This is a genomic window from Pseudomonas sp. CFII68 (assembly GCF_000416195.1).
Taxonomy (GTDB): Bacteria; Pseudomonadota; Gammaproteobacteria; order Pseudomonadales; family Pseudomonadaceae; genus Aquipseudomonas; species Aquipseudomonas kilonensis.
In genome coordinates, this window is sequence record NZ_ATLN01000113.1 from 29,941 (window position 1) to 42,646 (window position 12,706).

Here is a 12,706-nt window from a genome sequence, read left to right on the forward strand (position 1 = left end):
GAACCCCGGTTTGCCCCGGGGTTTTTTTATGCCTTAATGCTTCCTAATACAGAACTGTATTAACACCGTTTAAGCACGTTTAGCCCGCACCTTTCAGATCCCGCAAACGGAAAGATTGTCTTATATATTTGAACGACTTGTTTATTGCCGAAAACACCATCGCCCCTAAACTTTCCGTTTATGAAAATACTTTCCAGTGGCGACCGCTTCCGAGCCCTTCTAAAAGAAGCGAACATCCGATCCGCCGACTTCGCGAAGTTATACGGCGTGAAATCCCAGCACGTGAACAACTGGTTCAACCGTGGCATCCCACCCGGGCGCATCCACAGCATCGCCAGCCTGCTGACCGTCAGCCCGCAATGGCTCGCCCACGGCGAAGGCCCGCAAACCCCATTGGGCCTCGGCCCCGGCACCACCTATGAGGCGGCCGAAAACGATGGCGTCTACAGCGTGGTGGAACCCACGGACATCGAACTGCCCTTCTACAAGGAAGTCCCCATCGCCCCCGGCGAAACCAAAACCCACATCACCGAAATCCCCGACCAATCCATCCGCCTGCCCCGCAGCCACCTCGAATCCCTGGAAATAAACCCCAGCGACGCCATCTGCATCACCATGGTCGGCGACAGCATGGCCGAACGCATCGCCGACGGCTCCACCCTCGCCATCGACCGCGGCCTGACCCAAATCGTCGATGGTCAAATCTATGCGCTTGAGCACGACGGCATGCTGCGTATCAAATATCTGCACCGAATCCCCGGCAACCGACTGCGCCTGCGCAGCCACAACAGCGCTGCGTATCCGGACGAAGTCTTCAGCGCCGAACAAATCGACGCGCAACACATCCACGTGATCGGCTGGGTATTCTGGTGGTCAACCCTCAACAAACAGCGACCGCCGGTATCCGACTAACCCACCCAAGACCAGAAACCGTGGCAGGAACTGTAGCAAGAGCTGTGGTAGGAGCTGTGGCAGGAGCTTTTGTGGCGAGGGGATTTATCCCCGCTGGGCTGCGCAGCAGCCCCCTGCTCTTATCTGAATCCCCCCTAACCCAATGATTCCACACCACTTACCACTGGGCTTCCAAAGCAAACCCGCGTATCCTCCGCCCCACATTTGCGAGCCCACGCCTCGCACCGACAAGGCAGATCACTTTCTGACCAAGTCCCACAGCCGGCCGTAAGAGCCGGATGTACGTTTTGAAGGCTGGTAAGGTTTGTCAAAAACGAACTGAATCAGTCAACGAGAAGCCGGCCATAAGCCGGCTTTTTATTGTCTGAAAATCCCGCTATTCCAGAGCACCTCATTGAATTCCGCGCTAGACGACGAACGTGTCTTGCACAATTTCGTCCATTACCGATACTGTACATAATTACAGCGCTCTTCAGGCTCACCGGTTGAAATTCGTACTGCCGATTAGAGCTCAGTGCTGAAACATCTAGCAATCGCTCCCAATCATGGAGTGAGTACTCTCTGGCCGCTCACTCAGAACACTTAGCCGGAAGCACGCTGGTAACTGCAGAAGGTTGGACAAACTATGCCTGCCGGGCAGAGGAGTATGAAATGAGTGGCTCCCGTCAGCTTAGATCGCTAGCTCACACCACTTATAGAGATTGCTCGGTGTTCAAACTGGCAAAAGGAGCTCAGACATGTGGGTCCCCCCAAGCGACACCTCGAATCTAGAAAATGAAGATTTTTCCTATAAATTCAACATGATGGAAAGACTCTTCACTCTCAAACCAAGCCAGCACCCAAGGAGCTCCGGTCATTGCGTTTGCTTGCGAGGCAATCCATTATCCATCACTATTGCCCGCTCGACGCCTATCGAGCTACCTCTAGCCTGTTTCCCGAGCAAGCCTGAAGCGTCAATGACGAAACAAGACCTCTCTCAGATTGCCTGTATAGGCGATAGCCAAGGGTTTCGCGAGACGCTCCCTACCCTGAACACGACCATATCCGGGCAGGAGCCCATGAAAAATATCGAGCCCCTTCCCTCGCTCCCCGTCCACGGGCAACCTTTGATGTTTGCGGATCTTTTCGCTGGCTGCGGAGGCCTATCGCTTGGACTATCACTCGCTGGATTGAATGGCGTTTTTGCCGTCGAGCGCGACAAAATGGCCTTCTCGACGCTGTCGGCGAATTTGCTTGAGAAGCGTGACGTCCCTATACCCCAGTTCTCCTGGCCCTCTTGGCTGGAGAGAAAAGCCTGGGGAATTGACGAGATTCTTGAGCGGCATCCGCTAGAGCTTTCCAAACTTAAGGGTAAAGTACACGTTCTCGCAGGTGGCCCTCCTTGCCAGGGATTTAGCTTTGCTGGAAAGCGGCTGGAGTCCGATCCGCGAAACAGATTGTTCGAGAAGTACGTGGAAATGGTCAAGGCCATACAACCAGCGGCCCTTGTTTTGGAAAATGTGCCGGGAATGAAGGTCGCGCATAGCGCAAAATCCTGGAAAGACCTTGGCATACAACTGAAACCCCAATCCTACTATGACAAGCTAGTCGAAAGCTTAGACCGGGTTGGTTATCAGGTCCTCGGTCAAATTTTGGATTCCTCACTTTTCGGGGTTCCCCAGAAGCGTCCACGTCTAATCGTAATAGGCATCCGCAAGGATCTTGCTCATCATCTTCACGGTGGCGTCAACAGAGCCTTCGAACTACTGGAGGAAGCGAGGGTGAAGCAACTGCAAGAGCTTGACCTTCCAGAAACAATCAGTGCTAGCGACGCCATTTCTGATCTGGAAATCGAACATGTAGGGACCAGGCCTTGCACCGATCCCTCCTCCCCACCTGGCTTTCAAGAACTTGCATACATGGGGCCTCGAACACCTTACCAAACCCTTATGCATCAGGGGGGGGACGGTTCCATGGATAGCGTTCGCCTAGCGAGACACAAGCCTGAGATTAGGGAGCGGTTCATGAAGATCATTCAGGACCCTGACTGTACCAAGGGTGTTGTGATGCATCTGGCTCAAAGGGAGAAGTACGGCCTAAAGAAGCACCGTCTCTGCCTAATGCGAGCAGGTAACCCAGCCCCAACAATAACAACATTGCCCGACGACGTGCTCCATTATAGCGAGCCTCGAATATTGACTGTTCGAGAGTCCGCACGCCTGCAGTCATTTCCCGACTGGTTCCAGTTCCGAGGCAAATTCACCACGGGCGGTAGCCAACGTACTAAAGAATGTCCGCGCTACACGCAGGTAGGCAATGCTGTTCCTCCTTACCTTGCAAGAGCCATTGGCCTAGCTATCGGGTCGGTACTGAGTGAAGCCATGGCGGCCTCTAGCCAACAAGCAGTCGATGAAGTAGAACAAAAAACCTTGGCCATGGCTTAAAACATAGGACTCAAGGGAGTGGATGGCACCCAACTGGAAGGGCCGCGCGACCTCTCTATCTTGTCGTTTCGGCCGGCCATCTTTTCGCTCGACAGCTGCAAAGGAACAAGCTACTGCTTAGGGGAAGCCATCTTCCCGGCTCCACTCTGCGCAATTTATATCGACCTGGCTCATCGAAAGGTCGCAGCCGCTCCAGCAATTGTATTCAAGGGGTTACATGGAATTTGAAGGGCAAGATGAATTGCTTTACCCGGAGGGCCTGATCAACTGGTCTGGAGCCAAGAAAGGAGGTGTCAGGCAGCCCTTTCAAGAAGAGTCCGGAAGGCCAGTAAAAGAGCAACTAAAAACCCCGCTAGTAGAAAAATTGTCGAGCTGGGTTGACTCAGTTATCGCAGGCATCCCTGGAACTCCTTCGGCCGTCTTACTGGTCGGCGGGCCCGGAAATGGGAAAACTGATGCGGTTGAGGGGGCCATCGAGACTTTTGATCGGTTAAGCGGTGCGGGTGGGCAACTGTTGGCTAAGTTCTCGAACCAGTACAAAAACTCATCAGGGTCTCTCCCCCCTCGCCGAACTGAGGTTGAATTCGACGGAATCGTCCCTGGTGGTAGTGGCATGATTCCTGTTATCCGGTTGGTGCAAGACGCCACTGAAAAAGATCCGGCACAACCAGGTGAGACAGCAGAGTCGCTGCTACTAAAAGAACTACGGGCAATTAGGTACGGTGAGTACAAAGGTATTTACATCGGCTGTGTAAATCGCGGGATTCTGGCAAACACGTCATCGCTTGCCATCCGAACTGGCGACACAGAGATGGCTTCATTTATCGCAAGAATCGTCTCCGCCGTGAGTGGAGGCGTAGATGCCCCGGCTTGCTGGCCCCTTCAAGAAAGCAACCTTGCATTATGGCCTATGGACGTGGACTCTTTGGTTGCCCCCCGAGATGGCGATCCAGATAGTACAGTTGCACATCGAGTACTGGAAAAGGCCCTGGCCGAGGAAAAGTGGACGCCAGCGTGCAACAACAAGGCAGACTGCCCTTTTTGTCAAAATAAAACTTTGCTGGCGAATGAAAAAGCTCGCGATAACCTGATCCAGTTTCTTTACTACTACGAACTCGCGTCTGGCAAACGATGGACGTTTCGCGACTTGTACTCACTTGTGTCCCACCTTTTCATTGGGGAACCAGGATCCCTGACGATCGACGGCAAGTCCTACGCGCCTTGCGACTGGACGGCCAAGATGTTGCAACTGGAGGCAAGGGGCCCCAGCACCTTGGCAGGAGCTCGTGCTCGCTACTTGTTGACCTCTCGGTTATATCATCACCGGCTGTTCTCCAACTGGCCCCGACTAGCCTCAGGCAAGCATCTCGAGGCTTACCACGCAGTGTTCGCAGGGTCAAAGGTTCCAGACCAGCTTGACGAAAAAGCCTTCAACATGGCGAAGTATCATTTTGGATCTCTCAAAGTCTTAGCCGAGAAAGAACACACTGCTATCAGTGAACTTCTATCAGGTGATTTCGCCACCTTTTTGGATCCCGCGCTCTTATACGGCGAACAGAAGATGTATACCGAGGCGAAGGATGGAAAGATCGTTACCGTAAACGATGTGGATGAGCACTTTAGTCTCTCCATAAAAGACGGACTGGAGCTGGTATCCAACCGTCTGGCACCGAGCGAACGTAAACTACTTGCACAGCTATCCGAAGCAGACGAAGCCTTGATGGACCAACACCATCCCACCAAGGTATCCAGACAAGTGCGGCGGCTACAGTCCTCCATGAGACAGTTCGCAGGAAGGCTGGCAAAACGAAGCCTCGGATTAAAGTACGGGGTATCCAAGGATGTAACGCTATTCGCGGATTACGCCGGTTTGTACCAGAGCGATTTTCAGCATGAAAACCTCGAAGACCTCGTTGAACAACTAGTAAACGAAGACAGGCGTTTTTTCAAAATCCCCCTATCTACGACTTTTGGCCAGCCAGTAGCACACTGGGACAGGGAAGTGTCGCTACGTGTGCGCAGCGTTAAAACCTCAATGGAAATGTTCAAAGGAGATATTTCCCGGCCGGCAAACCGCTTCCCATTCATCAAGGTTCACAACCGATATGTACCGGTCACTTTTGCGCTGTACAAGGCTCTCGTGGAGCTCGAGGAAGGGCTAGACCCCGCCTCCCTTCCACAGGAGGTGTTTGCCCTGTTCGACGAAGTGAAATCGGTAACTGCTGGCCAGATAGCAAGGGACAAGAATTTCGTAGACGGTAATGTTGATCTGACCATAGGCCAGGACACCTACACGTTGAAAGTTGGCAAAACTATCCGGTTCAGGGGCTGAGTCGATGGATAAACTAAAGGACTATTTAAGCGACCCCTGGCAAAAGTCTAGCTTGCACAAGACTTACAAGGGTAGCTTTTTGCATTTGACACCTTCACCCGAAGTCACAACGGGCGAAATCCTGCTCGCGTCCCTATATAGGAACGTAGGGTTCGTCGATAACAAAGCTGTGGGGGAAACCGTCTGGGAGCTTGGAACACCTTTCAAAAAACAGCTGGCAACTGGGAGACGTCCCAATAGCGCACAAAGCGAGGTGGCGTTCGATACTCAGCTGTGGAACACGGTGGTAAACCGGGTAATCGCGACACCGAATCTCTCGGGACAATCTCGCCAGCGAGGAAACCAAATTTCCCCGCTTGTACCCGACGCCACCCTATATTCCATGTCAGCGCGGCTCAGGGGCCACCCATGGAATCCGGGTAAGCTCGTGGCAAGAATGGTTGCCCTAGGCAGCGATGACTACGACGCAGCCCTGGCCATCTGGCAGAAGCTTTTCTACAAGCTAAGCGTCACTTCGGAAGAAGATGATGTTTGGGCCAGGATGCTGCAATCAGAATTCGAATCCTGGCGTGTAGACAAGATAAGTGATGCCTGGAAGATGCCTAATGAGTTCCCGCAGGATGAAGGCACCTTCCCAAGCCCGTTAAACCTTGATTGCCCAGCCAAGCGCTTTGTTGAAGATCTCCATGTGGTGCTCGATTTAAAGCAGGACCTTACCCGTAGGCAATGGGTAAGCATGTTGGAGTCTTTGTGTAGGATAGGAACGGCCGCTCACGTTACCTGGTGTTGCCACGCTAACAACAAATGCTGCGAACTTATAGAGGAAGCGCTGAGCCTAGGGAAGTGCCATAGCGAGGATGAAGTAGCTGAAAAGCTATCAACAGGTAAAGGATTTTGGAGTCTTGGCCAACTTACAGCGAAACCGATAAAGGAGGCGGCCCGTCATTACATCGAAGGCCGCGGCGCCCTGAATCTGTTGCTGCATATGCTGGAGCAAGCCGGGTTTGATATGTCGCAGGTTAGCCTAGGGTCCACTGCAGAGATTGCCGAAACTCTGGATTATTTAGCCCAGCATCGCGGCAAATTTGACTTCAGCCAGTATCTTAATAACTTCAACCAAATGATAGAAAGTGACCCCAAGGTTGCCGAATGCAAGAAAGGCTCGTCGAAGAATGTGTTGGAATTCCTAGAACACGTTGCTCGCCAACGCATAACTTCCGAGGCCGGACTCGACGGTTATGATCAGGGGTACTACATGGAAAAGCGCGGCAACCACTCAAACTCACCGCGTGTTGTTGGTCTCGGCCCCCTGTCGACGTTGTTGATGGTCCATTGCGCAGCCAGTCGGGTAACAGGCCCCTGCACTGTTCAAAATCTGTGTCAGCAGTTGGCCGGGTACGGCATCAGTGCCGAGATGGCCCTAGGGAAAGGTGAAAGCTTGAACAAGAGACTGAGAGATATGTCCATCGCCATCGATAGCCCTGATGCTGAAGGCGGCATGGTTATCGCAAGCCCTTTAGCGAAAGCCGGCAAAGAAGGAAACTAACGTGATCGGTGACTTTATTGGCTATCTGGCATCGAAGATACGAGCAGAAGCTGGACACTTTATCTCGTCTGAAAATAATAACTTGAGGGTCACGTTCTCTGCTCCTCCAGCCGGCATTCTCGACGAGATCTACGACAGATTTGATGCAATGGGCCCCCGGTTGGAGCTTGAATCTGCTGGCCATGTAATGCTGGTGCCCGTATTGCGAGTTCAAGAAGGGATTGAAGACCCTTCGCACCAGAATACCACCAGATGTACGAGTAACCATGTCGTGGCGATAAGAACCTCATATGGCTCTTACTTGGCACTTTCGACCATCAACTCCCCCCCGTTGTTATCTACAGATACCACAGCAAACAAGCTGGGTTTGAATCGGGTAAATCACGTGTCTTTCTCTACATGGAGAGAGGAACCATTCGTACAGGATGTCTTCGAGGCAGTCTTAAGCCGGTTTAAAGATGTGCCCGTTCTGGAGAAAGAACTGGCCTGGAAAGCTCTGGAGGAGGCCTTCACCGAGTCTGCTCAGTCTGGGGACATGCAGGAACCCTGGGAGTTACTCCGAGCCTTGTACGATCTAGGGGGGAATGGAAAAACCAGCCGGGACCTATGTCACGCCCTTGGGGTACCCAAGCTGGAAGACGGCGAATCTCCCGAACCACAGATAAACTACGATATTGCCAACTACATGCAAGCTCATGGCTTCACGGCCGGTATTCAATTGTTGCAAGAGGATACGGGCTCAGCGGAGGTTTCCGAGGCCCTAAAACTGTTAAGTCAGGACTTCGTGATGCTGTACCGGACGCCCCAGAGATTCGTTACCCGCCCGCTCGGGAACTACGCCAAGGCCGGGAATGCTCAAGGGGCGCGATGGTGGGACGTATTGTCGCAATCTGTGTGGATCGAACTGCTCAACCAGGAAGAAAGTAAGAATCTTGGCACGCTAAAGATTACCTGTGCCAATGAGTTATTCCGCCCTACTTTGACTAGCCAATTAGCAGTTGTGAAAAGCTCACCCCAATTCCTACTCAGAGTTGACGAAGAATTGCTGGGCGAGGAACTCTCCGTGTACCGAGCCTCAGGTAGGAAAACTCTTGAGCTGATTCAGACGATCACCATTAGTGATCTTGAGACTCACTGGGATGATAATTTGTGGCCCTGTGATCATGAACAATATATTCGCTATGAATTCACCTGCAACAAGCAGGAAAAGCCTGCCACATTCAAACTAATATCACTGGAGTCCTACCTTCCTTCAGTGGTACTAAACTGCCGGTCAGCACAGAAATTAACTCCTTTTAAAAAGAAAAGGGTAGGCCGTGGAGCGAAGACCACCAATCAGTACGAGTGTGAATTGGTGAGCAACGGGACAGGCACCCAGACTATCGAGTTTTTTTTCCGTAATGCCGTGAGCCTGCCTGACAGCATTTGCGGTCAATTCGGCGAGGGAGTAAACGCTAGCGAAGCGGTTTGGCCACTGACAACCTCCGAAGTACAAGAGGGCCACGCATTAGCCGTTATTGAGATAACCGAAGATTGTCAGGTCAGCTTCGAGATGAGCCTCCCGGAGCTAGATGGGCCGATCACCTATGTCCTTAATATTAGTGCTAACGAATTTACGGCCAAAGGAGCCTCTAGCGAGTTCGACAGGTTAGTCACCAACAACTGCACCCGCTCTGAAAACGTGGCGAAGACGGATGTCGAGCAATCCATGTTGACTCTCCTAGAGCAATGGATTTTAGAGAGTGAGGAGTCATACCAACCATTGGTTATTGGTCCCGGCTTTAAGGAGAGCTGGCATCATCCAGATTGGACCTCGCAGCCTCGCATTTCCAACCTTCATTTGTCCCTAGATCCGCGCCCAAGGACGGACGAGCTAGCGCCCCCTACCGGTTACCTACAAGCCCGAAAACAAGCACGGGAGCTTCTAAAGAAACTTTGCGACGTTAAAGGATGCACAATCGAGGCGCTCAGCCTAGGCCAGCTCATGCAGGATAAAGATAACCGCAGCATTATCGAGCGCTACGTGAGCGAGTATGCCGACTGGCTATCGTCGCCTAACTCCCTGGCCGCTTGGGCAGATCTGATCACGGTTCACAAGGCTCAGCAACAAAGCCAGTTTCTAGAGTCCAAACCACTCGCTGTACTACTGTCGCCCTTTCACCCGGTTCGGTTAGCTTGGCAATGCAATGCCCAGCAACTCATGCAGGATTCGATCAATGCAGGTTTGCCCTGCCCGGTTGCAGGGATCATCGAGCCATACAACTTTCCCGATTGCCTGGTTCTGAAGTGCAGAGATATGGACGGACGCTTCAATCCAGCGGGGTTCGTCGCTGTTAAGAGCTCGTCGGATTACTGGTCAGTTCTGTGGCGGGCTGATCTTATAGCCGAAGTGAGTAAAGGCAGTTATGAAGGAGTATTTGGCAACGATCTGGGGTTGAATATCGAGGGAATGGTAAATGGTTTCAATAGGCAGCAGGTGAAGCGCTCCTTAGACGAAATCCGCCACCTCTACCCCGCCAAGTCCACTCTCCGGATTTCCCTGCACAGCGACTCATCTGGGTACAGCTCCTGCAATGATGGAATAGATGAGTGGTGCCTTGAGAATCTTGGGCCTGAAGCCGACGAGTGGTCTCCTGCCCAAGGTTTAACACTTCAGATCATAGATAAGAGACCTCGGGAGGAGCAGCCTAGGCCAGCTGTGCTTGCCTCCCTAACGGAGCGCTCAGGCACCAAGATTAGGTGGTATACCAAGAGCAAAGGGGATCACGCTGAGCGGGATCTTTCCATTGTCGACCACCTGCAGACCATGGACCAAGAATTCCGCAAAGACGGCGTGCTCTCCCCTGTTGATCCTACATGCGTATCCCGCGTTAGCATCAAGAAAAACGCCGCTGCCCACAGACAGTACTTATCTCTATCCAGAGCTGGCCAATTCGTTACTGAATCAACTGGTGACGTATTGCAGGACAACCTGTCCCGAGCCCTGGAATTGCTCGAATCAGCGTGTGTCAACGACGCCCAGTTTGACAGCCTAAGCTTCGCACCCAACTTACAAACTTTGAACAACTCACTCAGGGATACGCGCTACAGCGCAATCTCTTCTTCTGCCGTAGACGCTACCTGCTTCCACAGCCCTGGCAAAGACGCATACCTCTGGGACTTCGAACTGCCCCGTTACGCGCCAGGTGCGGGGCAATCGAGTGGATTCTATTTGGTGGCAAAGCAGTCACCAACCATGGTCACGGCGGTGAGGAACGTGCTGAAACAGCTCCCCGGCACAAGAAACGTCAGCGACGAACAAGTGGCTTCACTGCTTGACGAAGTTTCTCGGCGGGGGATACCGACTCTAAAAAGGTTGACCAGCGGGGGTTCTGCCAGCCTGGGGGAAGTGGGCATGCTGATAGCTGCACGCTTGCTTCAGTCAGACTTCCAACACGGTAGCGAAGGCAAGGGACTGATTCCCGCAATTGGCAACCGCATGGTCAATCTCGTGATCCCGGCAGACGTGTTCCAGCCGCGTTTCGACGAGCTACGTAAAGCGTTAGGTGCGGAGACTAGAGAAAGACCAGACTTACTCGTTTTAAGCATCGCCTTCGGCATAGATGCAGGAGACGAATTACTCGAACCGAATGCCCTCAAAATCACTCCAATCGAGGTGAAGGCCCGCTCCACCGAGATGACAGAAAGACAGCGTGACGAAGCGTTAACCCAGGCTAAATCGTTTGCCGGATTTCTCAATAGTCTGAAAGAGCGCGGGAAAAATTCTGCCCTTTGGGGAATTGCTTACCGTGACCTGATAGCCAGCTGGCTGGACTATGGCTTCCGCGTTTACGGTGAAACTGAAGTCGCTCAGGCAACTCCTCGCTGGGTTCAGTACCACCAGCAAACTATCGCCAGTTTGATGTCAAATAAGCTCGAGATTGAACTCGACCCTGAAGGACGCCTGATATCTATTGAGAACACTTCCAAGAGTCGAATGGTGTGCACAGGGAAAAGTCCTTTAAAAAATACTGCTGTACTCGGCTTAGAGTTAGCTGGGGCCCTGCTGGCTGGGAATCAGCCACAGGTGGTTGCAGATATGGTGAAGCAAGTAGGTAATTGGGGGCTACTGGCAGTCAGCAGTTTCACTACGGAAGCAATAATCGAAAAAAAAATCCAGTTCCTCGGAGATAAACAAGAAACCCACCAGTTAGCAGAAGAGCCCTACGCACTTAGCGAGAGTTTGACCGGACCAAACGAACCATTCTCGCAGTTAGGAGAAACAATTATTACAAGCAATAAGTCCGAAATTATCACTCCCGAAGCTGGCGCTGGACTTCATTTTAAAATTGGCAACACAAAGGATCTAATTGGAAGCAAGGAAGTCATTTTTCACCCAGGCAACACCGAGCTAAACAACATCAATATAGGAGTAGTTGGCGATCTAGGGACTGGAAAAACTCAGCTACTAAAGTCTTTGGTTTACCAGATGGTAAAACAACCAGAGCAAAACCGAGGAGTGGCTCCTAAGGTCTTGATCCTAGACTACAAGCGGGACTTCAGCGATACGGAAGATAGCTGCCAGTTCATTAACAAGGCTAAGGTTAAGATTGTATCTCCATACAAGATACCACTGAACTTATTCGCAACGGATGGGGACAACTCCAACCGGACGATGCTCGACAAAATCGGCTTCTTCCGGGACATCCTGCGCAAAATATTCTCAGTAAACGCGCCGGTTCAGGATAAAAATCTCAAGGAGGCTATCAAGACAGCTTATCAACACTCGAGGGATGACGAAGGACGTGATCCTACTATCTACGACGTTTTCAAACACTACGAAGCGATCGTCGATAAGCCTGACTCCGTGACTGGAATCATCAGTGATATGGTAGATTACGAAATCTTTGAAGATGATCCGGCTAAAATCGTTAGCTTCGACGAGTTTTTCGAAGGCGTAGTGGCTATCGACTTGAAAGATCTTAGTGATGAGAAGCTGAAGAAAATGGTAGTGGTTATTTTCCTTAACCTCTATCTCGATTACATGTTGAGGGTAAAAAAGAAGCCATTTCTGGGCAATACCCCACAAACACGCTTCATTGATTCCTACCTATTGGTAGATGAAGCCCACAACATTATGCCTTATGAGTTTGAAGTATTAACTAAACTCCTAGTACAAGGCCGAGCGTTCGGAGTTGGCGTAATCCTTGCCTCCCAGTACTTTAGCCACTTCAAAACAACGCGCACAGATTACCTAGAGCCAATCGGGAGTTGGTTTATCCACCAAGTTCCTGGGTTGACGGCGAGGGATCTGGATAAAATCGGCTTACCGGCTGCCTCTGACAGCATGGTAAATCGAATATCAAGCCTGGAAAAATTCAACTCCCTCTGCAAGACACTTGATTGGAATGGGGAGTTCATAGAGGAAACCCCATTCTACACTCTGGACTAGCTTGTAAATTTGAGGACTGCGAGAATCTATAAATCTTTACACCTCTGTTTTGCGCTACGAAG

The 12,706-nt window shown here is 51.6% G+C and carries 5 protein-coding genes; all 5 read left to right on the plus strand.

Going from position 1 to position 12,706, the window contains the following annotated elements:
- Positions 1-180: 180 nt before the first annotated feature.
- The 5 genes from CFII68_RS06665 (at position 181) to CFII68_RS06645 (ending at position 12,644) form a co-directional block, all read left to right on the plus strand.
- The gene (locus CFII68_RS06665; RefSeq protein ID WP_033062810.1) at positions 181-912 is read left to right on the plus strand and encodes a helix-turn-helix transcriptional regulator; all 732 of its coding nucleotides are present in this window, start codon (positions 181-183) and stop codon (positions 910-912) included.
- Positions 913-1,649: 737 nt separating this feature from the next.
- Positions 1,650-3,335 (plus strand): DNA cytosine methyltransferase, encoded by a 1,686-nt coding sequence (locus CFII68_RS06660; RefSeq protein ID WP_018611269.1) that lies wholly within the window; start codon positions 1,650-1,652, stop codon positions 3,333-3,335.
- 217 nt (positions 3,336-3,552) lie between these two features.
- Entirely contained in the window at positions 3,553-5,667 is a 2,115-nt protein-coding gene (locus CFII68_RS06655; RefSeq protein ID WP_018611271.1) for a hypothetical protein, read from the plus strand.
- 4 nt (positions 5,668-5,671) lie between these two features.
- Positions 5,672-7,213 (plus strand): hypothetical protein, encoded by a 1,542-nt coding sequence (locus CFII68_RS06650; RefSeq protein WP_018611273.1) that lies wholly within the window; start codon positions 5,672-5,674, stop codon positions 7,211-7,213.
- Position 7,214: 1 nt separating this feature from the next.
- Entirely contained in the window at positions 7,215-12,644 is a 5,430-nt protein-coding gene (locus CFII68_RS06645; protein WP_018611275.1) for an ATP-binding protein, read from the plus strand.
- The last annotated feature ends 62 nt before the right edge of the window (positions 12,645-12,706 follow it).

Excerpts from the sequence above, each read along its gene's own strand:
- CFII68_RS06665 (WP_033062810.1), top strand. The coding sequence starts at position 181 with ATGAAAATACTTTCCAGTGGCGACCGCTTCCGAGCCCTTCTAAAAGAA.
- CFII68_RS06660 (WP_018611269.1), top strand. The coding sequence starts at position 1,650 with ATGTGGGTCCCCCCAAGCGACACCTCGAATCTAGAAAATGAAGATTTT.
- CFII68_RS06655 (WP_018611271.1), top strand. The coding sequence starts at position 3,553 with ATGGAATTTGAAGGGCAAGATGAATTGCTTTACCCGGAGGGCCTGATC.
- CFII68_RS06650 (WP_018611273.1), top strand. The coding sequence starts at position 5,672 with ATGGATAAACTAAAGGACTATTTAAGCGACCCCTGGCAAAAGTCTAGC.